Here is a 21,486-nt window from a genome sequence, read left to right on the forward strand (position 1 = left end):
TTCCCGCCATGCCCGATGCACGACTCGCGGCTGCGAGGATCACTTCTGTGGACGCCCTGCGCGGCTTCTCGCTGCTGGGGATCCTCGTCGTCAACATCGCCTTCCTGGCCTCCGGTTACCGGATGGCCGGGATGGCGGAGCCCGGCTTCGACTCCTCGCTCGACTGGGTCGTGCGCTGGCTCGTGACGCTGTTCATGGAGAACAAGTTCTACCTGCTGTTCTCCTTCCTGTTCGGCTACAGCTTCACGCTCCAGCTCGACTCGGCCGTCCGGCAGGGGCGGGCGTTCGTGCCGATGTTCCTGCGCCGCCTGGGCGGGCTGCTGCTGATCGGCCTGGCCCACGCGGTGCTGCTGTTCCCGGGCGACATCCTGACCACGTACGCGTTCGTCGGGATCGCGCTGCTGGTGCTGCGCCGGATCGGGCCCAAGACGGCGATCGTGCTGGCCGGGCTGCTGACCCTGATGCTCGCGTTCGGGTTCCTGATGCTGGCCCTGCTGGCGATGGTCGGCCTGGACGCCTCCGGCACGGTCGCCGAGGGCACCGCCGAGGCCGCCCGGTCCGACACCGCCCTCGGCGGGGTGTTCTGGCAGATCATCTCCGAGCACATGCGCAAGCTGTCGCTGATCGTCCTGCTGCGGGTGCTGTTCCAGGGGCCGGCGGTGCTGGCCGCGTGCCTGATCGGGCTGGCGGTCGGCAAGCTGGGCGTGCTGCGGGACCTGTCGGCGCACAAGGTGGCGCTGCGCCGGTTGCAGTGGACCGGGTTCACGGTCGGGCTGGCCGGCGCCTTCGTCTACACGCAGTCGGCCTGGAACGGCACGGTGAACAAGTTCCTGGGCGAGGCGATCGACCTGGTGACCGCGCCGCTGCTGGCCGCCGCGTACGCGGCCACGTTCCTGCGGGTGCTGCCGTACCTGCCGCGGGTGGGCCGCGCCCTGGCCGCCCCCGGACGGATGGCCCTGTCGAACTACCTGGGCCAGTCGCTGATCTGTTCGCTGATCTTCACCGGTTACGGCCTGGCCCTGGTGGACCGGGTCAGCCCTCCCGTCGAGGTGCTGATCGCGCTGGCCATCTTCACCGTCCAGGTGCTCTACAGCCACTGGTGGCTCAAGGGGCACCGGTACGGGCCGGTGGAGTGGGTGCTGCGCTTCCTGACGTACTGGCGCAGGCCCACGGGCCAGCGGCACAAGACCGCCGAATCCGCACAGACCGTCTGAGAACATCTGCCCAAAGACCCCTTGGGCGAGGTACGCTCTCACGTGTAAGGAAAATCTTTCACGTGACGGGAAACCATGACCGATGCCGGGCCGACCGGTGACGAGCTGGTCGAGATGCTGGCGGCGCTGGGCAACCCCCTGCGGGTGCGCATCGTCGCGACCCTGGCCGCCGGGCGCGACTATGTGAGCCACCTGGCCCGCGAGATCGGCGTCAGCCGTCCGCTCCTCCACATGCACCTGCGGCGGCTGGAAGCGGCCGGCCTGATCGTCGGCACGCTGGAGCTCTCCGAGGACGGCAAGGCCATGAAGTACTACGAAGTCACCGACTTCGACGTCCACCTCACCGCAGCGGCGCTGGCCGAGGCGGCCAAGACCCTCACCGCGCCCGACCCGGAGCCCAAGGAGCGCCCCTGATGCCCACCGCCTGGCCCGAGGTGATCTTCATTCTCGGCGTGCTGCTCGTGACCGGCTTCCTGATCTGCCTGGTCATCGTCGGCCTCTTCGACTTCCGCAAGGCGAAGCTGGAGGCCCTGCAGAAGGACGACCTGCGCCGCCTCGTGCACAGGTTCGAGCAGCTCGCCGAGAACACCCTTGACGCCCAGCAGCGCTCGGCCGCCGATCTGGCCGAGCTGCGCGCCCGCACGGCGTCGATCGAGCAGATCCTCAGAACCGTCGAGTAGGAGCGTGCCATGAAGGCCATCCGTTACGCCGCCTACGGGCCGCCCGAGACCGTCATCGAACTGCGCGAGGTCGATCCGCCGCCGGTCGGCGACGACGACGTGCTGGTCCGGGTGCGGGCCGCGGCCGTCAACCCGGGCGACTGGCATTTCGTGCGCGGCCTGCCCTACGTGCTGCGGGCCGTCTCCGGGCTGCGCCGGCCCTCGTTCGGCGGGCTCGGCATGGACCTGGCCGGGCAGGTCGAGGCGACGGGCCGCAACGTCACCCGGCTCAAACCCGGCGACGAGGTGTTCGGCCACTTCCGGGGTGCCTTCGCCGAGTACGTCGCCGTCCCCCAGGACAAGGTGCTGCTGGAGAAGCCGGCCGGGTCGACGTACGAGCAGGCGGCGGCCGTGCCGCTGGCGGCGCTGACCGCGTACGAGGCCCTGGCCACCAGAGGTGAGGTCAAACCCGGGCAGAAGGTGCTGGTCGTCGGTGCGGCGGGCGGGGTGGGGACGTTCGCGGTGCAGATCGCCAAGGCGCTGGGCGCCGAGGTGACCGGCGTGTGCAGCGGCGGCAAGGCGGAGCTGGTCGCGTCCCTGGGGGCCGACGAGGTCATCGACTACACCAGGCAGGACTTCACCCGCCACACCGGCCGGTACGACGTCATCCTCGACAACGTCGGCGACCGGCGGCTCGCGGACTGCCGGCGCGCCCTGACCCCCACCGGCGCCTATGTCCCCAACTCGGGCTCCGGCGGCGGGTCGTTCCTCGGGCCGTCCGGGCGCATCCTGCGCGTCCTGGCGACGAAGCCGTTCGTCCGGCAGCGCATGGTCAACTTCGTCACGGCCGAGAACCGGGACACGCTGGCCGCCGTGCGCGGGCTCGTCGAGGCGGGCGAGGTCGTCCCGGTCGTCAGCCGGACGTACCGGCTGGACCAGGTGCCCGAGGCCGTCGCCCACGTCGAGCAGGGCCACGCCACGGGCAAGGTCGTCGTCACCCTCTAGATGCCGGCTCCCAGGCGGCGCTGGGCGGAGCGGAGCATGGCCCGCACGACGATCGGGTGCACGAGGCGTACCGGCCAGAAGTAGAGCCGGCCGCGCCGGCCCTTCAGCCGGACGGTGGTCGTGACCCGCACGAGCCGGGCCTCGCGATCGACCCCCACCCCGCAGCGGAAGTCCAGGTGCCGGTCGTCGGCCGCGATCAGCGCCTCCTCCCCCTCGACACGGGCGACCCGGAAGACGTCGCGCGGCGCGCGCGGGATGCCGGCCAGCGGCACGACCGCCTGGCGCAGCCACAGGGCCGCGGCGATCCAGCGCGGCATCGACCTGACCGAGAAGACGGCCTTCGCCCAGGCCCGCGGGTCGTCGGTCGCCCGCGGCGGCAGCACGCCGACGATCACGTCGGCGTAGTCGGGCGCGGGCATGTCGTCCAGGGCGGACGACCAGTAGACAGGTGTTCTCATGACGCCTCCATACGGTGCCGTATGGTGAGGACTATACGGTACCGTATGGCGCATGGCGCAAGGGGGCCGGATCACGGCGGAACAATGGGTGGACGCGGCCTACGCGCGGTTCACCACGATCGGGCTGGACTCGGTGCGGGTCGAGGCCGTCGCCCGCGACCTCGGCACCACCAAGGGCTCCTTCTACTGGCACCACGCCGACCGCGGGGCGCTCGTCCGGGCCGTCATGGAACGCTGGGAGGCCGAGGAGACCGAGCACATCATCGCGGCCGCCGCCGCCGAGGCCGAGCCGCGCGCCCGGCTGCGGGCCCTGTTCGGCACGGTGGCGGCCCGCGCGGGACGGCGCGGCGGCGAGAGCCGCCTCTACCTCGACGCCGACCGCGAGGGCGTCGCCGACATCGTCACCCGGGTCACCCGCCGCCGGGTCGACTTCGTCGCCGGGCTGCTGGTGGGGCTGGGCTTCGACGAGGAGGAGGCCGAACGCCGCGCGCTGCTCGCGCTGGCGGTGGTGGTCGGCCTCCAGCAGCTCGAACGCGGCACGCGGCCGCACATCCCGCTCGACCAGGCGCTCCTCAACGAGACCGCCTTCACGATGGCCGTCACGCCGCCGCCCGCCCAGGGCGACTGAGGCCCCATCGCGGAGGTCCGCGCCGGCGGCGGCGGGCTGTTCGGGCGGCCGGCTGTCAGGCGTTGGGGCCGTTGCGCTGGAGTTCCAGGAAGTCCTGGTCGCAGCTCAGGCGGTAGCCGTCCGGGGTGCGGAAGTGCTCCTGGAGGTAGGCGGCGACCTCGTCCATGGCGGGCGGCCGCTCCAGCGGGACGACGTTCAGCATGAACTGCGCGACGGCCAGCGCGGTCTCCAGGTCCGGCATCGTGACGGAGGCCGGGTCGGTGCTGATGCCGATCTCCCACTCGGCTCCGGCGGTGGCGGCGAAGGCGCGCCCGAGGGCGTCCAGGTCGTAGCGGTGGCCGGTGAAGCGGCGCAGCAGGCGCATGCAGTCGCTGTCGGGGTTCTGCATGACGACCACGGCGAAGCCGCCCTCGGCCGTCCAGGACGCCAGCCGCTGGAGCTGGTGCAGCCAGGTCTGCTGCGGCACGTAGTACAGGACGTGCGCGCACAGCACCAGGTCGGCGGTCTCCTCCGGATCGGCGGTGGCGATGTCCTGGCTGAGGATCGCGGCTTCGGGACACCGGCGGGCCAGCTCCGCCCGCAGGTGCTCGTTCGGCTCGATGGCGATCGTCCGGTCGAACCTGGGAGCCAGCCACGCGGTGGTCTCGCCCGTCCCCGCGCCGGCGTCGATGAACGTACGGCGGTGGGGCAGCCGTCCCACGACCCGGGCCAGTTCTTCGCGGGCCCGGATCTTCTGGTCGGTGTGGGCCAGGAAGGTGGCGAAGGCGGCGTCGTAGGCCGCGCTCATCGGGTCGAGGATGTGCACGATGGGCGGCTCGGCGTTGCTGTCGGTCATCACGGTCCCCGGCATCACAAGTCAGTCACTTTCGGCTTATGGAGCACCACTCTACGTTCATGGGTGCGGGGGGTGGTGAAGCGGTGGACCGTGCCAGGCGGCCGGCCCGGGACGGTCAGGGTTGTGAAGGTGGGGGCAGGTGGGAGGGGGCTGGGCGTCGAGGGTCGCCTCGGGGTGGGGGCAGGACGGGGGAAGTGGGTGGGGGCGGTGCCGGAGGAGGCTCGCGGGGGTTCGGCCGGAGAGATGACAGTGCTGCGGTGACAGTGTTGCGATGGCGGTGTTGCAGTGACGGGGTGCTGCGGCGACGGTGTTGCAGGCTGGTGGCCAGGCTCAGGAGCCGAGGGGAGGGCTGTAGCAGTACTTCGCCGGTATTTGAGCAACGGCGCGCCCAAGGGTGCCGAAGCGCCTGCCCCGGGGGTCCTGAGCCGCTTTCCAGAGGCCCCGGAGGCGCCTTTCCAGGAGTCCCGAAGACGCCAGGGCGCAATCCCACCAGCGCCGCAGGCGCCTCCCCCTGGGCGGGCTCCAGCAGGCCCACCCGGTAACCAGGCAACGGGCCGGGTGGACCATGGGCGCCGGAGGCGCCGGGGGCGTCAGGCGCCGCCTCTTCCCGCCCACTTGATCTCGTACGCCCCCAGTGTCACCGTCCTGCCGTCCACCGTGGCCGTCACCTCCCGGTCGGACGTGTTCACCATGACGACCTGCTGCTCCTGCGCCAGCACCCGCACCTTCGGGTCGGACGACGTCACCGCGCTGTCGAGCCGCGCCCCCACGGGGAACCACCGGGTGAACCCGCTCAGCAGCCCCGCCATCGGCATCTCGTCCCCACGCCCGGGCGCCCAGAGGCAGCCGTCGCACTGGCCCGTCCCCTTCACCTGCGGGTTCCAGTACAGGGCGGTGGTGACGCCGCTCCTGGCGAACTCCATCATCGCCGCCGCCTGCACGGCCGTGCGCCGCTCCTCGCTCCAGCCGGAGTTCTCCGGCTCGACGTACCATTCGGCCCACCAGACGGGCAGGTCGCCGCTCTTCTCCCGCAGCCACTTGGTGATCGCGCCGAACTTGCCGAGCGCGCCGAAGTCGTCGGGAACGTTCCCCTTGTCGGTCGTCATCGAGGCGCCGTCCACGACGATGAAGTCGGCGCCCTTCTTGTGCTCGATCCAGTACTCGATGGCGTCGAGCGCCCGCTGGTCGACGGTCCCCCACGGGCCCTTCAGCTCGGACGGCCCGCCGCCCGAGCCGCTTTCGATCGGCATGTACGGCCCGCCCACCTTGATCTGCGGGTCGACCTTCTTCAGCGCCGCGTAGACCTTGTTGTAGAGCTGGGTGTACCCCTCGGCGTCCCAGCGGTTGGTGGAGGGGTCCCAGAAGCCCTTGAACTCGTTCCACACCATGTAGTACTTGACGGTCGGGTACTGCCGGGCCACCCGCGCGGCCAGCTTGGCGTAGTCGTCGAAGTGCTCCGGCTTGGGGGCGACGGTGTGGTTCTTGCTCCAGTCGGTACGTCCGGGCTGCCCGCCCTTCATCCAGTCGGGCGCGCAGCACAGAGTGATCACCGGCACCGCCCGCGACGACGCCATGAACGTCAGCCGCCGGTCGAGGTCGCGGAAGCTGAACTGGCCGGGGCTCGGCTCGGGGTTGCCCACGCCCCAGCCCATGATGTGCTGGTTCTGCAGCATCGGCACCCGCCCGAGCATGCCCCTGGCCTGTTCGACGACCTGGCGCGGCTCGGTCTCGGTGCTGTACTGCGTGTGCGTGATGCCCCACCGGGGCCAGTCGTGGAGCACGGGCGGCTGTTCGAGCCGCGGCGGCGCCTGGGTGGGCCCGACCTCGGCCACCTCGCCGCCCCTGAAGCCCTCGCGCGAGCTCGACCGCATGCCCGCGTAGACCATGATGCCGACGACGAGCACGACCGCGAGGACGCCGGCCCCCAGGGCGATCGGCCATGGCGACCGTTTGCGCGCGTGTCTGCCCTCGGTGGGAATCACGGAACGCTCCTTACCATCACGCAACGTACAAGGGCCAGGCAGTGCCCGGCCCTTATGACGGTAATCGTTCCGCTTGCAGCAGACTTGCTATCAATCGGAAGCGGGTGGACGCTGACCGCCCGCGGGCCCGGGAACCCCCGAGTAACGGTACGGCACCGGCTGCCTGCCCGGCTGCACGATGAGCAGGGTGCCCGGCGTCTCGGCGTAGAAGGCGGACTCGACGGCGGCGGCGACGTCCTCGGCCGTGAGCAGCGGGAATCCGGCGTCGACGAACATCTCCCGCGCGGCGGCCACCAGCGGAGTGTCGGTGAATCCGGGGCAGACGGCGTTGATCCGGATGTTCTGCTGGGCCAGCGGCTCGGCCAGCGCCCGGACCAGGCCGACGACGGCGTGCTTGGTCATGGTGTAGATCGGGTCGCCGGCGAAGGCCACCAGCCCGGCCAGCGAGGACGTGGCCACGATCGCGCCGCCGCCCGACCTGACCAGCAGCGGCACGCAGGCGCGCACGCCGAAGACGACGCCGTCCACGTTCACGCCGACGGTCGCGCGGTAGCGCTCCAGGTCGAAGTCCGCCAGGTCCACGCCCCCTGAGATGCCGGCGTTGAGGTGCACGAGGTCGAGGCGGCCGTACCGCCGTTCGGCGAGCGCGACGGCCTCCAGGGAGGCTTCCTCGGTGCTGACGTCGGCGGCCAGCCACGCGCCCTCGACCTCCTTGGCCACCCGCTCGACGCCCTCGCCGTCGCGGTCGACGAGGACGCACTTCGCGCCGCCCGACGACAGCCGCCGGGCCACCGCGGCGCCGATGCCACTGGCCGCTCCGGTGATGAGTGCAACTGTGCTCATGGGGCTCCTTGCGGGGTCAGGGCTGGTCGAGCATGCGATGGGCGCGGGAGATCAGCGTCGGCACGGCCGCGCCGATGCGGTCGAACCCCTCCCCCACGGTCTTACCCTGCTTGAACCGGGCGTGGATACCCTCCACGATCACCGCCAGCTTGAAGTTGCCGAAGGCCACGTAGAACCCGAGGTCGGAGATGTCGCGGCCGGAGACCTTGCCGTAGTGGGCGGCGAACTCGGCGGCGTTCATGAACCCCGGCGCCACCGTCACGTCCCCCGACACGGGGATGCGGGCGCGTTCGTCGTCCCCGCGGTCGTGCCAGTACGTCAGCGTCAGCCCCAGGTCGGCCAGCGGGTCGCCGAGCGTGGACATCTCCCAGTCGACCACGGCCATGATCTCGATCTCGGCCGGCGGCGGCGCCAGGCGCACCAGCGTGTTGTCCAGCCGGTAGTCGCCGTGCACCAGGGTGCTGTCGGACGCGGCGGGCAGCCGTTCGCGCAGCCGCCGGACGAGGCTGTCGTAGTCGGGAAGGTCGGCGGTCTTCGACCGTTCCCACTGCTGGCACCACCGGTCGAGCTGCCGGGCCAGGTACCCCTCGGGACGGCCGAAGTCGCCGAGCCCAACCTCGCGGTAGTCGACGGCGTGGATGGCGGCCAGCACCTCGGCCAGCCGCTCCGACAACCGCCGCGTCTGGTCCGGCGTCGGCTGCCCCAGCTCGTCCTTGGTCTGGACGGCGGCGCCGGGCACGTACCCCATGACATAGAACGGCGCCCCGACCACCTCCTCGTCGGCGCAGAAGGCGACGGGCTCGGGCACCGGGACGGGCGTCGGCGCCAGCGCTGAGATGACCCGCCACTCCCGACGCATGTCGTGGGCGGTGGGCAGCACGTGACCCAGCGGCGGCCTGCGCAGCACCAGCCGGCGCTCGCGCACCTCCACCAGGTAGGTCAGGTTCGACCTGCCTCCGGAGATCAGCGAGACGGACAGCGGCTCCCCGGCGTCCGGCACGTTCCTGCCCAGCCACGAGACCAGCCGCGGCCAGTCGATCCCTGGTACGGTCATGGACACACATTAGAACGCCACTCGGTCCTGAAAGCCAGCTGAGAGTTGCATAACAGTAGGCCCGGCACATCCCAGGCATGGACGGCCATCCTTTAACCTGGCCATACACCTCTGACCGCATGCTGGTCAGGTTGTGGTGAGTCGACAGTAGGAGCCCATGCGCGTCACCGTTGCCCACCCTCGCGATCTGGGACAGCCCGAACTCAGCCGATGGCGCGCGCTGCAGGAGTCCGACGCCGCCTTCGACAACCCCTTCCTGTCCCCGGAGTTCACGGTCACGGTGGGCGAACTCCGCGACCTGGTCCGGGTGGCCGTCCTGTACGACGGGCCGGACATCGTCGGCTTCTTCCCCTTCGAACGCCATCCGCTGGGCATCGGCAAGCCGGTCGCCGCGGGGCTGACCGACGCCCAGGGCCTGGTCCACGCCAAGGGTCTCGACCTCGACCCGCACCGGCTGATCAAGGGCTGCGGGCTGTCGGTCTACGAGTTCGACCACCTGGTCTCCGGTCAGCCGCTGCTCGACGGGCGGCACACCACCCACCCCTCGCCGATCATCGACCTGCGCGACGGCTGGGGCCCCTACACCGAGACGTTGCGCGCCCGGTCCGGCAAGACGTACAAGTCCACCCTGGCCAAGTCGCGCAAGCTGCAGCGCGAGTCGGGGCCGCTGCGCCACGACTACGCGATCACCGAGACCGGGCCGCTGCACACGCTGCTCGGCTGGAAGACCGACCAGTACCGGCGTACCGGGCGCACCGACCGGTTCTCGCAGCGGTGGATCGTCGAGCTGGTCGAGCGGCTGCTGGCCACCCGGTCCGACAGTTTCGCCGGCGTCCTCGACATGGTCTACGTCGACGACGTGCCGGTGGCCGGGCACTTCGGGGTGCGCACCCGCACGACGCTGGCCGGCTGGTTCCCGGCCTACGACACCGCCTACGCCAAGTACTCCCCCGGGCTGATCCACCACCTGGCGATGGCCGAGGCGGCCGCCGCGTCGGGCGTCCAGGTGATCGACATGGGCCGGGGCGAGAAGGAGTACAAGGAGAAGCTCAAGAACGGCGAGCTGGAGGTCGCCGAGGGCCGCGTGGCCAGGGCCGGCGTGGCGGCCGGCGTCCACTGGATGATGCGGGTGCCGGTGCGCAAGACGCGCGCCACGGTGATGGCCAATCCGCTACTGCTCAAGACCGCCGACAAAGCGTTGAAAACCTTTGGGCGATTGCGTACCGTCCTACAAGGGTGAGACTCATCGCGGAGCGCACCGGGCGGCACTGCCTGTGGCTCCCATCCAACCGCCTCGGCCTCTACCTCGCGCTGCGCCACTGGTGCCTGCCGGGTCAGCGGCTGCTCATGTCTCCGGTCTCGGCCGACGAAATCCTCTTCCTCGTGCTGGCGGCCGGTCTGCGCCCGGTGATCGCGCCGCTGTCCCCGCGTGACGGCAACATCGACGTCTCCCGCGTGGACCTGTCCACGGTGGACGCCGTCCTGACGACGAACCTGTACGGCCTGCCCGACCAGGTGTCCGCCTTCGCGGGAAAGATCCTCATCGAGGACGTGGCGCACGCCCTGGAGACCGCTCCCGGCGGGCGCCCGCTGGGCACGTTCGGCCAGGCGGGGGTCTTCAGCCTGTCCAAGCATCCGGGCGCGGGCTCGGGCGGCGTGCTGGCGGTGACCGACCGCGCCGACCTCGAAGCGCTCGAACGCGCCCGCGACGAGCTGCTCGTCCCCGGGGCGCTGCGCGCCGACCTGTTCAGCGTGGCCACCTCCATGGCCCGGCAGGCGGCGCTCAGGCTCGGCCTCGTCCGTCCGGCGCTCGCGCTGATGCGCGCCCTCGGCATGCAGGAGGAGCGGGAGGGTTACCGCATCGCCCTGGAGCCCGACGCGCTGGAGCTGGCGCTCAAGCAGGTGCCCGCGCTGCCGCCGTTCGACCCGTGGGTACGCGCCGACCTGGCGGCCTACCGCGCCCGGCGGGGGCGGGTGGTCCGCTGGTACCAGTCCAGGCGCCTGGCCAAGGTGCCCGGCGAGCGGGCGCGGCGGCTGGCCGGGATCGCCCGGCTGGCCGAGCTGCCCACGGTGGCGCCCGCCGTGCTGGACAACCTGGACCAGCCGCTGTTCCGCGTCCCGCTGCTGGTGCGCGACAGGGACGCGGCCGTCGCCGAGCTGGAGCGCCGCGGGGTGGCCACCGGCTACCTGTACGACCCGCCGTACGACGAGTACGCGCTCGGCTTCACCGACGCCTCGCCGGACCCGGGCCCCGCGCGCTGGTGGGCCCGGCACGTGCTGCCCGTGGACCCGCTGTACGCGGCCCGCTCGCTGCCCGTCCTGCGCGGTCTGGAGCCGCCTATGCGGGGTCCGCGCGAAGCAGTCTGAGGAACGCGCGCAGCCCGGTGATGATCTCCTGGTTGTCGTTGAGGCCGTCCACGGTCTCCTCGAAGCGGCGGGCCATCAGCGTGATCCGGCGCTCCAGGTCGTGGTCGGCCCGTTCCAGGCCGGCTTTGGCGGCCGCGAGCTCGCCGCCGAACTCCTCGGCCTGCCGGGTGAGCCGTTCGGCGGCGGCGGACAGCGCCTCGACCTGGTCGCGCAGCGCGATCACGTCGGGGCGCGGGTAGCGGACCTCGCGTCCCAGTGTCCTGACCCGCTCGCGCAGGTGCCCGACGTAGGCCCCGGCCGGCCGGAACGCGGTGGCCAGCAGGTAGAACCCGGCGAAGTAGTAGCCGATCTGCCGCCCGGAGAAGAACGTGACCACCGCGACCACGACGGCCGAGACCACGTGCCCGGCGACCGCGAGGACGAGCATGCGGCGGGCGATCGTCCTGGCCTCCTCCTCGCCGCGGGCCGGGACGTCGATGCCGGTCTCGCGGGAGACCGCGATGTCGCGCACCACCTGCCGGGCGGCGAAGGACAGGTTCCACGGCAAGGTCAGCAGGACGACCAGCCAGACCAGGCAGATCGCGCCCAGGCCCAGCGACAGGAGGGTGGACAGGGGCACGTCCGCGTACAGGACGAGCCACGCGGTGACCGCCGTGACGATCAGCGAGGCCGGCAGGAGCCAGGGTTTCATGCCCGCCACCCTGCAGGCGGCGGCCCGGCCGCCGGAAGCGCTCAGATACTCAATCCGGTCTGAGCATCCCGGATCAGGGCGGCCAGCACCGCGCAGCCGCGCCGGACGTCCCTGAGCGAGGCCGAGCCGTAGCCGAGGACCAGGCCGTGCAGGCGGGCGCGGTCGTGGTGGTGGCGGTCGGCGGGGTCGAGCAGCACGCCGCGCTCCCTGGCCCGCTCCACCACCTCCTGGACGTCGCCCGTCGGCAGCTCGGCCAGCACGTGCAGGCCGGCGGTGTCGCCGCGCAGGCGGCAGACCGGGCCGAGGATCTCCACGACGGCGGCCCGGCGGCGGGCGTACTCCAGGCGCATCCTGCGCAGGTGGCGGTCGAGGTCGCCGCGTTCCAGGAGGGTGGCGACGGCCTGCTGGACCGGTCCGCTGGTGCGGTCGGAGACCGCGCCGCGGATGGCGGCGATCCGGCTCACCAGGTCGGGCGTGCCGACCAGCCAGCCGACGCCGACGTCGGGGGCCAGGGTCTTGGACAGCGAGCCGAGCAGCACGACGCGGGTGGGGTCGAGGCCGTAGAGGGCGGGCAGGGGGGCGACGTCGTAGCGGAACTCGGCGTCGTAGTCGTCCTCGACGATCGTGGCGCCGGTGCTCCTGGCCCAGGACAGCAGGCGTTCCCGGCGCGGGATCGGCAGCCGGCCGCCCAGCGGGTACTGGTGGGCGGGGGTGGTGTAGAGGACGCGCAGGTCGCGCGGCAGGTCGTCGACGATCACGCCGTCCTCGTCCACCGGGCAGGGCACGACCTCGGCGCCCCTGGCGGCGAACACCGTGCGGGCCACGTGGTAGCCCGGGTCCTCGACGCCCGCCCGGCCACCGCCGGCCAGCAGGGCCAGCGCGCACAGGTCGAGCCCGTTGCCGGTGCCCCTGGTGACCAGGACGTTCTCGGGGCCGACGGCCATGCCTCTGGCCCTGCGCAGGTGATCGGCGAGCAGCTCGCGCAGGCGCGGCAGGCCGTGCAGGTCGGGCGAGTCGCCGGGCGGCAGCTCGCCGGCCCGGCGCCAGGCCCGCTTCCAGGCGGCCCGGTCGTAGTCGCGCACCCAGGGGTCTCCGGGACGCAGGTCGATCCACTCGCCCTCGGGACGCCGGGCGGGCGGCGCCGGTTCGTACGGGCTCTCCCGCGGCGGGACGTGCGACTCCATGGCCGCCACGAACGTGCCGGACCCGTGGCGCCCCTCCAGCCAGCCCTCGGCGTAGAGCTGCTGGTACGCCTCGGTGACGACCGTCCGGCTCACCTTGAGCTGGTCGGCCAGCGCCCGCGTGGACGGCAGCCGCTCGCCCGGCGCGAGCGCGCCGCCCATCATGGCGTGCCGCAGCCAGCCGGCGAGCTGGGTGGTCAGCGGGACGGCCGAGTCGCGGGACAGGGATACCGGCAGGTCAATATGGGTGCGCACGAAAGTGGTCTCTAGGAAGGGTCGGTTAGTGGCCCTACAGGATAGGTCCACTTCGCGAATAGCGTCGAATCATGCTCTCCTCCACCCCGCGCACGGCTCTCGGCCGAGAGAAGCACCGCGGCAGCACCGACCGGAACGATCTCTACGACGTGCTCGACAGCGGGCTCGTCTGCCATCTCGGCGTGGTGTCCGACGGCCATCCCATGGTCGTGCCCACCGGCTACGGGCGGATCGGCGACACCCTCTACCTGCACGGCTCCACCGGCGCGCGCTCGCTGCGGGCCGGCGACGGCGCCGAGGTGTGCGTCACCGTCACCCACCTGGACGGCATCGTGCTGGCCCGCTCGGTCTTCAACCACTCCATCAACTACCGTTCGGCGATCGTCTACGGCCGCGCCCGGCTCGTGAGCGACCCCGACGAGCGGCTGGCGGCCCTGCGGGCGCTCACCGAGCAGCTCGCCCCCGGCCAGTGGGACTACGTCCGGCCGCCCACGCGCAAGGAGCTGGCCGCCACCGCCGTGCTGGCCCTGTCGCTGGCCGAGGCGTCGGTCAAGATCCGCAGCGGGGCGCCGGAGGACGAGGAGGAGGACTACGCGCTGCCGGTCTGGGCCGGGGTGCATCCGCTGGTCACGACCTGGGGCGAACCGCAACCGGATCCGGCACTTCCAGAAGGTATCGATATACCGGTTCACATCCTCCGTCGGGAGTAGTTCCATAATTCCGGAACCACCTGGCAAACCCGACTCCTTGATCACGCGTCTCATCAGGTGGGCCGGCTCCTGATGGGAGAGGGCGATGGAGTGGAGTGCTCCCGGTTACACGGAGATCAGACAGCTCGGCGCGGGCGCGAGCGGACGCGTCGTGCTGGGCGTGCACGACGAGACGGGCGTGAAGGTCGCGATCAAGTACCTCTCCGAGGCGCTGCTGCGCGACCCCGCCGCCCTGTCCCGCTTCCAGGCCGAGGCGCGGGTGCTGACCTCGCTGCGCGACCCGAACATCGCCACGATGTGGGAGTACATCCAGGAGCCGAACGGCGCCTGCATCGTGATGGAGCTGGTCAACGGCGTCTCGCTGCGCGCCCTGCTGCGTGAGAACGGCACGACCGAGCCCGAGGCGGCGCTGGTCGTGCTGAAGGGCTCGCTGCTGGGCCTGGCCAGGGCCCACGCGTCCGGGGTCGTGCACAAGGACTACAAGCCCGAGAACGTGCTCGTCCGCGACGACGGGATGAGCAAGCTGGTGGACTTCGGCGTCGCGGTGCCGCAGGGCACGGCCACGCATCCGGAGGGGACGCCGCCGTACATGGCGCCGGAGTTGTGGGCCGGCCGGCCCGCCTCGCCTGCGACCGACGTGTACGCGGCCACCGCGGTCTTCTTCGAGTGCCTGACCGGGCACCGGCCGTACCGGTCCACCGAGCCCAGCGTGCTCGGCTACCAGCACGTGCACGCGCCGGTGCCCTTCCACGACGCGCCCGAGCCGGTCCAGGCGCTCGTCCGGCGCGGGCTGGCCAAGGAGCCGCGGGACCGGCCGCCGAGCGCCCTGGCCTTCGTCGAGGAGCTGGAGGCCACGGCGCGGGCCGCGTACGGCGAGGACTGGGAGGAGCGGGGCAGGCGGCGTCTGGCCGCGCTGGTGGCCCTGCTCGCCCTGCTCCTGCCGGCCCCGCCGCAGCCCGCCCCCGAGGTCACCACGTCCCTGGCCAGGACGGTCTTCCACGGCCTGCGGTCCAACGCGGTGCGAGTGGGCATGGGCACCGCCCTGGTGGCCGTGGTGACGGTGGCGGTGGTGGTCGCGCTCGCCGCCCGGCGGCAGCCGCCCGAGCAGCCGGTCGGCGCGGCCGTCGCGGTGCCGCCGGCCACGACCGAGGCGGTGACCGCGCCGCCGAGCACGGCCGAGGCCGTGCTCGCGCCGCCGACCACGCCCGAGGCGACGCCGCGGACCTCTGCCGAGGGGCCGCCGACGCCGGCGTCCTCGCCCGAGCTGCTGCCGCCGCCGACGACCTCCAGGCCGCCGGTCGCCACCCGCGCGCCGCGCACGCCGACGGCCGCGCCCACGAGGAAGCCCACCAGGACCGCCACGCCGAAGCCCCCGGTGACGCCCTCCCGGACCCCGACGCCGCGCCCCACCCCGACCCCCACTCCGACGCCGACGCCCGTCGCGGCCGTCCTCGGGGTGAGCGTGGGTGACGTCACGGTCGACGGCGACGGCCTCGCGCGCGCCTCCGTCACCGTCCGGACCGCCGGGGGCGCCCCCGTCACCGCCACCGGCACGTGGACCGCGCCGGGCGGCGAGGGCCGCGTCCAGCGTCTGCGGCTGAGCGGCGCGACGTCCTACACCCGCGCCTTCACCTGGGACATCGGCGAACGGCCGTGCGGCAGGACCGTCACGCTGACCGTCGTCACCGCACCCGCCGCGCCGGGCGGCGCCCGGTCGTCCTCGGTGTCGGTGCCGGCCTGCCCGACGCGGGTGAGCGGGCTGCGCGTCTCGCTGGCGATGCCCGCCGCGCCGGGCCTGACCGCGCGCGCCCAGGTCGGGGTGACCGCCGACGGCACCGGCGCGATCCCGGTCGAGGCCGCGTTCGCGGTGGACGGCGAGACCGTCGGCACGCGTACGGCGACCCTGTCCGGCCGGACCTCCTACTCCCGCGTCTTCACCCACGCCTTCCGGGCGCGCCCCTGCGGCTCCACCCTGTCGGTACGGGTCCGCGCCGGCGACCGCGTCAGGACCGCCCGCGCCGAGGTCGCCTGCCCGCCCGCCGTGCGGCAGGTCTCGATCGTCAGGGCCGGGCTGGGCGAGGGCGGCCTGGTGGCGACCGTCTCGGTGGTCACCGCCGACGACCGGCCGGTGACGCTGGACGTGGGGTTCCTGATCGGCGGCGAGCCGGCCGGCTCGGAGCGGGTCACGCTGTCCGGCGACACCACGTACACCAGGACGGTGAGCCGGGCGCTGCGGACCGTCCCGTGCGGCACCACCTGGACCGTCACGGCGAGCACGACGCCGGAGGCGGCCGGCGGCCCGGACCGGGCGAGCGGAAAAACCCCCGAATGCCCCAGAGAGACACCCAAGCCCGAAGAAACCCCAAAACCACAGGAAACGCCCAAACCGCAAGAAACCCCACAACCCGATAAGTCCGACACAGTGGACTAATCTCGCAAATTCGGCCATATCGGCATATCGGTGGCGGGAAAGCCCTTCCCTCTGGTTAAGCTACGCAGCGTTTGATGCGGGTGGGGGCCCGAATGACTCCAGAGGAGACCGTTTATGTACGGCGAAGGGCAGTGGGGGGTCCCCGGCTACACCGAAGTCCGGGAACTGGGCAGCGGTGCCGCCGGCCGGGTGGTCCTTGCCACGCGCGACCACGACGGCGTGGAAGTCGCCATCAAATATCTGAATGACGAGCTCAGGTCCGACATGGGCTTCGTGGCCAGGTTCCGGCACGAGGCCCGGCTGCTCGGCACCCTGCAGAGCTCGCACCATGCGCGCCTGATCGACTACGTGGAGTCGGGGCAGGGCGCGGCGATCGTCATGGAGCTGGTCAACGGCGTCTCGCTGCGCGAGATCCTGCGCTCCGAGGGGCCGACCGGGGCCGAGGCGGCGCTGGTCGTGCTCAAGGGCTCGCTCCAGGGGCTGGCCGCCGCGCACGCGATCGGCGTCGTCCACCGCGACTTCAAGCCCGAGAACGTGATGGTCCAGGGCGACGGGGTCAGCAAGCTGGTGGACTTCGGCATCGCGGTCCGGGCCGGCGAGGGGGCCAGTGCCGCGGGCACGCCGCCGTACATGGCGCCCGAGCAGTGGGCGGGCGGGGCCGCCGGGCCGGCGACCGACGTCTACGCCGCCACCGTCGTGTTCTTCGAGTGCCTGACCGGCACCCGGCCCTTCCGTGCGCCCAACATCGCCGCGCTCGCCCGCCAGCACCAGAGCGCGCCGCCGCCCGTCGAGGAAGTGCCCTCGGCGCTCCAGAGCCTGGTCGAACGCGGCCTGGCCAAGCAGCCGGGGGAACGTCCGCCGTCCGCCGAGGCGTTCCTGACCGAGCTGGAGGCCATCGCGGCCGAGGCGTACGGCGCCGACTGGGAGGAGCGCGGACGCCGCCGCCTGGCCGCGCTCGCGGGCCTGCTGATCCTGCTGTTCCCGAGCCCTCTGCACGATGCCGCCGAGACGCAGACCGCGCTCACCGAGACCCGCTTCCGCGACCCCGGACGCCTGCTGAGCAAGCTGTCGGCCAAGGTCGCGATCGGCGCGGTCGCCGTGGGCGTGGTGGTGGCCGTGGGCGTGATCCTGGTCAACTCCTCCTCCGACGAGCCGGTGCTGCGCGCCCAGACGAGCGAGGTCACGCCCAGCGCGACCGACCCGGTGATCGACGAGGAGCCCACGGAGGAGGAGCCGACCGCGACGCCCGAGGAGACCACCCCGGAGCCGGACCCGACGCCGACCTCCGTGGACCCGGCCGTCTCGACCCCGCCGCCCGTCCTGCCGACGGCGACGGCGGCGGCCTCGCCGTCCACGACGCCCAAGCCGACCCCGACGCGGAAGCCGACCAGGCGGCCGGTCAGGACGCCGAAGCCGACCCCGACCGACTCCCCCGAGCCGGACATCACCGGCAAGAACAGCACGACCAGCGACGGCAGCAAGCCCACCTCGGCCGCTCCCACGCCCACCCAGACCTCCGCCCCGCCCACCAGGACGCCTCCTCCGACCAGGACGCCCCCGACCAGCCAGCCGCCGACCAGCCCGGCCCCCTCGGAGACGTCGCAGACGCCGACAAGGACCTCGACCGACGACGGCGGCGGCGGTGACGGCGTCACCGAGACGCCCACCCTGGACACGGTGGGCAAGGCGCAGGCCGGACTCCTCGCGCTCGGCCTGATGACGTCCGGCGCGGTTCCGGTCACACTTGCGGTGAAACGTCGCATGGCAGGACGCCACAGAAAGCAGCGCTAGACGCGCCGGGGGGCAAGGGGGATGGACAACCACAGGAACGGCATCGCGGGGTTCCGGCTGACCGAGCACACGTGGATGACCGAGCTCGGCAACTGGATCGACGCCATCTCGCCGGACGGCCGCAGGGCCGGGGCGCTGCTGTTCGACCCGCGGGTCATCGGCCTGCCCGGCGTCCGGGAGCGCGTGGTGAACGCGGTCATGACCGACCAGCACCTCGTGCTGGGCGGCATGGGCGGGCTGATCCCGGTGGCCGACGTGGTCGCGGCGGGCGACCAGGTGTGGCTGCTCACCGCGCAGGCGGTCAGCCCCACGCTGGCCGACCTGCTCGCCGGCGCGCCCGTCGATCCGGCGGGGGCGGCGTCGGTGCTGACGGAGACCGCGCAGACGCTGCTCGCGCTGCACGCCGCCGGGGTCACGCACGGCTCGGTGCACCCGGGCACGGTGGTGATCACTGCTGAGGGGGCCGCGCTGCTGTCGGAGCGGGGCCTGTCCGACGCGATCCGCGGCCAGGTCTCGCCGCGCGAGCGGGACGCGGCGGGCTGGGCGTCGCTGGCCCGGGGGCTGGCCGCGTCCTTCACGCAGACCGCGCCGCGGGCCGCCGGCCTGTTCGAACGGGCCGCGGGCACGGCCACCACGCTCGGCCTCGAACCGGCCCGCGCCATGCTGAGCCAGGAGCGCGCGGCGCTGCCCGGCGGCCTGATCAGCCGCGACGCGCTGGCGCGGGCGGCGCGCGGCAGGTCGGCGTTCGCGCAGCCGCCGTCGTTCGCCGCGCAGCCGCCGCCGGCGCCCCAGGACGAGGGCGACATCGTCACGCTGCTGCACGTGCCGGCGTCGGGGTCGCCGCCGCGCCTGCAGTTCGGCCCGGGGGTGGGCGGCCCTGGAGCAGGCCCTGGAGCCGGTGCCGGCACCGTGCGGCAGCCCGAGACGACGGCCGAACGCATCTGGCGCGAGGGGCGCGACGGCGCCGCGACCGTTCACCGGCCGGACAAGCGGTCCCAGGGCCGGGTGGCCAAGGTGTCGCGGCGACGGCGGCGGCGCACGATCCTGTCCACGGCGCTCTTCGCGGTCGTCATGGCGGGCGCGATCGTGGCCTGGTTCCGGCTGACGGACGCCCCCGAGCTGGCGGTGCGGTCGATCGACGTGGTGGCGCCGAAGAAGACGCTGGGCTGCGGCGGCGCGATCGTCCTGACCGGGACGGTGGTCACCAACGGCGGCGTGGGCGAGATCCGCTACGAGTGGCGCAAGAACCTGGACAAGGAGGTCGTCAAGGGCAGCCTGCGCACGAGCGCCGACAAGACGTCCTACGCGGTGCCGCTGCGCTGGACGTTGTCGGGCAAGAGCAACGTCAAGGCCACGGCCACGCTGAAGGTGCTCTCGCCGGGCCCGGCGCGTACCGACAAGGCGAGCTTCACCTACAAGTGCTGACCTTCCCTGAATGCGCAACAAAGCGGTTCTTACTAATCTGACGGGCATGACCACGCAGACCCCCGCGGGCTGGTACCCCGACCCGTACGGAGAGCCGCAGCTCCGCTGGTGGGACGGCAACCAATGGACGGACGCCACCCACGCGCAGGAGCGGCAGCCTCAGCCGCAGCAGCCGTCCTCCGGGCCGCAGCCGGGCCCGGGGCCGCAGCCCCCGTCGTCCCCCGACTGGTCGGCCACCCCGGCGAACCCCACGCTCCAGTACGGCCGGCCCTCCCCCGGCCAGCCGCCCTACGGGCAGCCCGCCGACCAGCAGCCCGCGCAGGGTCAACCCCCCTACGGCGGGCAGCCCGCCCAGGGCCCGCCCGCCTACGGGCAGCCCACCCGCCAGCAGCCGGCCTTCGGACAGCAGCCCACCCAGCAGCACGCCCAGTGGGCCGGCGGGCCGCTGCCCGGCCCCGGCCTGGCGCCGCCGCCCAAGCAGGGCAACCCGCTGCCGTGGGTGTTCGGCGGCCTGGCCGCGCTGGTCGTGGTCGCGCTGATCGTGGTGGCCGGGATCTTCTTCCTCAACCGCGGTAGCAGCACCCCGGTCGCCTCGCCCACCACCGAGGAGCCGCAGCCGTTCCCGACGGCCGAGCCGCCCTCCGCCGGGCCGCCGACCGAGCTGCCCCCGCAGGGCGGCGAGCTGCCGCAGCCGCAGGACGGCCGCATCACCGACCCGCGCAGCGGCCTGTCCTACCAGGTGCCCGACGGCTGGAAGGTGCCCGCGTACGGCGACGTCAACGGCACCGACCCGTCCCAGCAGATGTGGACGAGCGGCGTGCAGGCCAGCTCGCAGGAGAACTACGAGGGCGACAAGGACTGGATCGGCAACGCCTACGCCGGCCCGCTGGCCGCGCTCATCCCCTACCCCGGCGCCTCGGCGCTGGAGGACACGGCCAAGGCGCTGTTCATGCAGTTCAGCACCCAGTTCTACGAGCCGCAGCACACGACCAAGCTGATCGAGAACAAGGCCACGAAGATCGGCGACCACGACGCGTGGGTCATGCAGTTCCAGCTCGACTTCACCGCCGTCGCGGAGAAGAACGGCTACAAGTGGAAGAAGGAGAACGCCGCGATCGTGCTCATGGACCGCGGGGCGGGGCAGCGTCCGACGTTGTTGTACATCTCTGTTCCCGACAATCTGGGCACCGACGTGGTGGCGAAGGTTCTCGGCTCGCTCAAGCCCGCGTAAGCGGGGGCACTAGGCTGGTGGGGTAACAAGCGGGCGGATTGCTCCGAGCCGCTGGGCGAGGAGATCGAATGAGTGACGTGCTGGTCTGGATCGACTGCGAGATGACCGGGCTCGACCTGGGGCGCGACGCGCTGGTCGAGGTGGCCTGTGTCATCACCGACAGCGAGCTCAATCAGCTCGACGAAGGCGTCGACGTGGTCATCAAGCCGCCGCCGGAGTCGCTGGAGCAGATGTCGCAGGTGGTGCGCGAGATGCACACCGCCTCGGGCCTGCTGCCCGAGCTGCCGGGCGGCGTCACGCTGGCCGAGGCGGAGTCGCTCGTGCTCGACTACATCCGGCGGCACGTGCCGGAGCCGAAGAAGGCGCCGCTGTGCGGCAACTCGATCGGCACCGACCGCACGTTCATCGCCAGGGACATGCCCGGGGTCGACGCCTGGCTGCACTACCGCATGGTCGACGTGTCGTCGATCAAGGAACTGGTGCGCCGCTGGTACCCGCGGGTCTACTTCGCGGCCCCCGAGAAGCAGGGCGGCCACCGCGCGCTCGCCGACATCAAGGAGAGCATCAGGGAGCTGCGCTACTACCGCGCGGCGATCTTCGTGGCGCAGCCCGGCCCCGACTCGGCGACCGCCCGGCAACTCGCCGAGCGGGTCAGCGGCTAATTGGATGGCGTAAAGACTCCCGAACCCCGCTACACTTTTCCTGTGCCGTCACGGAGCGGGCGGC

20 protein-coding genes are annotated in these 21,486 nt (G+C 72.5%); 13 read left to right on the forward strand and 7 right to left on the reverse strand.

The features are described 5' to 3' along the window. Positions 1 to 8: 8 nt before the first annotated feature. The 4 genes from ACIBQ8_RS48705 (at position 9) to ACIBQ8_RS48720 (ending at position 2,878) form a co-directional block, all read left to right on the forward strand. Entirely contained in the window at positions 9 to 1,214 is a 1,206-nt protein-coding gene (locus tag ACIBQ8_RS48705) for a DUF418 domain-containing protein (RefSeq protein WP_397195604.1), read from the forward strand. A gap of 75 nt (positions 1,215 to 1,289) precedes the next feature. Beyond that, the gene (locus ACIBQ8_RS48710; RefSeq protein ID WP_352351957.1) at positions 1,290 to 1,628 is read left to right on the forward strand and encodes a winged helix-turn-helix domain-containing protein; all 339 of its coding nucleotides are present in this window, start codon (positions 1,290 to 1,292) and stop codon (positions 1,626 to 1,628) included. Continuing rightward, complete coding sequence (locus tag ACIBQ8_RS48715) at positions 1,628 to 1,894, forward strand: hypothetical protein (RefSeq protein WP_352326042.1); 267 nt, start codon at positions 1,628 to 1,630, stop codon at positions 1,892 to 1,894. Before ACIBQ8_RS48710 ends, ACIBQ8_RS48715 begins: the two co-directional genes overlap by 1 nt. A gap of 9 nt (positions 1,895 to 1,903) precedes the next feature. Beyond that, the gene (locus ACIBQ8_RS48720; RefSeq protein ID WP_397195605.1) at positions 1,904 to 2,878 is read left to right on the forward strand and encodes an NAD(P)-dependent alcohol dehydrogenase; all 975 of its coding nucleotides are present in this window, start codon (positions 1,904 to 1,906) and stop codon (positions 2,876 to 2,878) included. On the opposite strand, the gene ACIBQ8_RS48725 is transcribed toward ACIBQ8_RS48720, so the two are convergent. Then, positions 2,875 to 3,336, reverse strand: a complete 462-nt coding sequence (locus tag ACIBQ8_RS48725; protein ID WP_397195606.1) for a DUF2867 domain-containing protein — start codon at positions 3,334 to 3,336, stop codon at positions 2,875 to 2,877. The genes ACIBQ8_RS48720 and ACIBQ8_RS48725 overlap by 4 nt on opposite strands. Before the next feature lie 52 nt (positions 3,337 to 3,388). Between ACIBQ8_RS48725 and ACIBQ8_RS48730 the strand changes: the two genes are divergently transcribed. Next, positions 3,389 to 3,964, forward strand: coding sequence for a TetR/AcrR family transcriptional regulator (locus tag ACIBQ8_RS48730; RefSeq protein ID WP_397195607.1), 576 nt, complete (start codon positions 3,389 to 3,391; stop codon positions 3,962 to 3,964). Between the two features lie 55 nt (positions 3,965 to 4,019). On the opposite strand, the gene ACIBQ8_RS48735 is transcribed toward ACIBQ8_RS48730, so the two are convergent. The 4 genes from ACIBQ8_RS48735 to ACIBQ8_RS48750 form a co-directional block, all read right to left on the reverse strand. Then, a complete protein-coding gene (locus ACIBQ8_RS48735) occupies positions 4,020 to 4,799 on the reverse strand; it encodes a class I SAM-dependent methyltransferase (protein WP_397172133.1) in 780 nt (259 codons plus the stop codon). 590 nt (positions 4,800 to 5,389) lie between these two features. Continuing rightward, complete coding sequence (locus tag ACIBQ8_RS48740; protein ID WP_397195608.1) at positions 5,390 to 6,781, reverse strand: xylan 1,4-beta-xylosidase; 1,392 nt, start codon at positions 6,779 to 6,781, stop codon at positions 5,390 to 5,392. A gap of 90 nt (positions 6,782 to 6,871) precedes the next feature. Then, positions 6,872 to 7,624 (reverse strand): SDR family oxidoreductase, encoded by a 753-nt coding sequence (locus ACIBQ8_RS48745; protein WP_397195609.1) that lies wholly within the window; start codon positions 7,622 to 7,624, stop codon positions 6,872 to 6,874. A gap of 16 nt (positions 7,625 to 7,640) precedes the next feature. After that, a complete protein-coding gene (locus ACIBQ8_RS48750) occupies positions 7,641 to 8,678 on the reverse strand; it encodes a phosphotransferase family protein (protein WP_397195610.1) in 1,038 nt (345 codons plus the stop codon). Between the two features lie 157 nt (positions 8,679 to 8,835). Between ACIBQ8_RS48750 and ACIBQ8_RS48755 the strand changes: the two genes are divergently transcribed. Then, positions 8,836 to 9,918 carry a GNAT family N-acetyltransferase gene (locus ACIBQ8_RS48755; RefSeq protein WP_397195611.1) on the forward strand — a complete coding sequence of 361 codons (1,083 nt, stop codon included), beginning with the start codon at positions 8,836 to 8,838 and terminating at the stop codon, positions 9,916 to 9,918. After that, entirely contained in the window at positions 9,915 to 11,045 is a 1,131-nt protein-coding gene (locus tag ACIBQ8_RS48760; RefSeq protein WP_397195612.1) for a DegT/DnrJ/EryC1/StrS family aminotransferase, read from the forward strand. The genes ACIBQ8_RS48755 and ACIBQ8_RS48760 overlap by 4 nt, the downstream gene beginning before the upstream one ends. Here ACIBQ8_RS48760 and ACIBQ8_RS48765 read toward each other — a convergent pair. Beyond that, positions 11,017 to 11,736 (reverse strand): hypothetical protein, encoded by a 720-nt coding sequence (locus tag ACIBQ8_RS48765; RefSeq protein WP_397195613.1) that lies wholly within the window; start codon positions 11,734 to 11,736, stop codon positions 11,017 to 11,019. The genes ACIBQ8_RS48760 and ACIBQ8_RS48765 overlap by 29 nt on opposite strands. Before the next feature lie 41 nt (positions 11,737 to 11,777). Beyond that, positions 11,778 to 13,172 (reverse strand): PLP-dependent aminotransferase family protein, encoded by a 1,395-nt coding sequence (locus tag ACIBQ8_RS48770; protein WP_397195614.1) that lies wholly within the window; start codon positions 13,170 to 13,172, stop codon positions 11,778 to 11,780. 71 nt (positions 13,173 to 13,243) lie between these two features. Between ACIBQ8_RS48770 and ACIBQ8_RS48775 the strand changes: the two genes are divergently transcribed. The 6 genes from ACIBQ8_RS48775 to orn all read left to right on the forward strand — a co-directional run bounded on the left by ACIBQ8_RS48775 (position 13,244) and on the right by orn (position 21,422). Beyond that, positions 13,244 to 13,882 carry a pyridoxamine 5'-phosphate oxidase family protein gene (locus ACIBQ8_RS48775; RefSeq protein ID WP_397172147.1) on the forward strand — a complete coding sequence of 213 codons (639 nt, stop codon included), beginning with the start codon at positions 13,244 to 13,246 and terminating at the stop codon, positions 13,880 to 13,882. Between the two features lie 85 nt (positions 13,883 to 13,967). Next, positions 13,968 to 16,313, forward strand: a complete 2,346-nt coding sequence (locus ACIBQ8_RS48780; RefSeq protein ID WP_397195615.1) for a protein kinase — start codon at positions 13,968 to 13,970, stop codon at positions 16,311 to 16,313. Positions 16,314 to 16,427: 114 nt separating this feature from the next. Beyond that, the gene (locus tag ACIBQ8_RS48785) at positions 16,428 to 18,104 is read left to right on the forward strand and encodes a protein kinase (RefSeq protein ID WP_397195616.1); all 1,677 of its coding nucleotides are present in this window, start codon (positions 16,428 to 16,430) and stop codon (positions 18,102 to 18,104) included. Between the two features lie 21 nt (positions 18,105 to 18,125). Continuing rightward, on the forward strand, positions 18,126 to 19,529 hold the full coding sequence (locus ACIBQ8_RS48790; RefSeq protein ID WP_397195617.1) for a hypothetical protein: 1,404 nt from the start codon (positions 18,126 to 18,128) through the stop codon (positions 19,527 to 19,529). Positions 19,530 to 19,575: 46 nt separating this feature from the next. Beyond that, positions 19,576 to 20,760 (forward strand): DUF2510 domain-containing protein, encoded by a 1,185-nt coding sequence (locus ACIBQ8_RS48795; protein WP_397195618.1) that lies wholly within the window; start codon positions 19,576 to 19,578, stop codon positions 20,758 to 20,760. A 68-nt stretch (positions 20,761 to 20,828) separates the two neighbouring features. After that, complete coding sequence (gene orn / locus ACIBQ8_RS48800) at positions 20,829 to 21,422, forward strand: oligoribonuclease (protein WP_357978410.1); 594 nt, start codon at positions 20,829 to 20,831, stop codon at positions 21,420 to 21,422. Positions 21,423 to 21,486 lie beyond the last annotated feature (64 nt).

The sequence above is a fragment of the Nonomuraea sp. NPDC049646 genome, from assembly GCF_044465525.1.
Lineage (GTDB): Bacteria > Actinomycetota > Actinomycetes > Streptosporangiales > Streptosporangiaceae > Nonomuraea.

What these genes read in the sequence shown, in the direction of transcription:
- ACIBQ8_RS48720 (WP_397195605.1), top strand. Translation starts at nt 1,904, where the DNA reads ATGAAGGCCATCCGTTACGCCGCCTACGGGCCGCCCGAGACCGTCATC.
- ACIBQ8_RS48705 (WP_397195604.1), top strand. Translation starts at nt 9, where the DNA reads ATGCCCGATGCACGACTCGCGGCTGCGAGGATCACTTCTGTGGACGCC.
- ACIBQ8_RS48725 (WP_397195606.1), bottom strand. Translation starts at nt 3,336, where the DNA reads ATGAGAACACCTGTCTACTGGTCGTCCGCCCTGGACGACATGCCCGCG.
- ACIBQ8_RS48780 (WP_397195615.1), top strand. Translation starts at nt 13,968, where the DNA reads ATGGAGTGGAGTGCTCCCGGTTACACGGAGATCAGACAGCTCGGCGCG.
- ACIBQ8_RS48785 (WP_397195616.1), top strand. Translation starts at nt 16,428, where the DNA reads ATGTACGGCGAAGGGCAGTGGGGGGTCCCCGGCTACACCGAAGTCCGG.
- ACIBQ8_RS48710 (WP_352351957.1), top strand. Translation starts at nt 1,290, where the DNA reads ATGACCGATGCCGGGCCGACCGGTGACGAGCTGGTCGAGATGCTGGCG.
- ACIBQ8_RS48750 (WP_397195610.1), bottom strand. Translation starts at nt 8,678, where the DNA reads ATGACCGTACCAGGGATCGACTGGCCGCGGCTGGTCTCGTGGCTGGGC.
- ACIBQ8_RS48755 (WP_397195611.1), top strand. Translation starts at nt 8,836, where the DNA reads ATGCGCGTCACCGTTGCCCACCCTCGCGATCTGGGACAGCCCGAACTC.
- ACIBQ8_RS48745 (WP_397195609.1), bottom strand. Translation starts at nt 7,624, where the DNA reads ATGAGCACAGTTGCACTCATCACCGGAGCGGCCAGTGGCATCGGCGCC.
- ACIBQ8_RS48715 (WP_352326042.1), top strand. Translation starts at nt 1,628, where the DNA reads ATGCCCACCGCCTGGCCCGAGGTGATCTTCATTCTCGGCGTGCTGCTC.
- ACIBQ8_RS48795 (WP_397195618.1), top strand. Translation starts at nt 19,576, where the DNA reads ATGACCACGCAGACCCCCGCGGGCTGGTACCCCGACCCGTACGGAGAG.
- ACIBQ8_RS48790 (WP_397195617.1), top strand. Translation starts at nt 18,126, where the DNA reads ATGGACAACCACAGGAACGGCATCGCGGGGTTCCGGCTGACCGAGCAC.
- orn (WP_357978410.1), top strand. Translation starts at nt 20,829, where the DNA reads ATGAGTGACGTGCTGGTCTGGATCGACTGCGAGATGACCGGGCTCGAC.
- ACIBQ8_RS48730 (WP_397195607.1), top strand. Translation starts at nt 3,389, where the DNA reads ATGGCGCAAGGGGGCCGGATCACGGCGGAACAATGGGTGGACGCGGCC.
- ACIBQ8_RS48735 (WP_397172133.1), bottom strand. Translation starts at nt 4,799, where the DNA reads ATGACCGACAGCAACGCCGAGCCGCCCATCGTGCACATCCTCGACCCG.
- ACIBQ8_RS48765 (WP_397195613.1), bottom strand. Translation starts at nt 11,736, where the DNA reads ATGAAACCCTGGCTCCTGCCGGCCTCGCTGATCGTCACGGCGGTCACC.
- ACIBQ8_RS48775 (WP_397172147.1), top strand. Translation starts at nt 13,244, where the DNA reads ATGCTCTCCTCCACCCCGCGCACGGCTCTCGGCCGAGAGAAGCACCGC.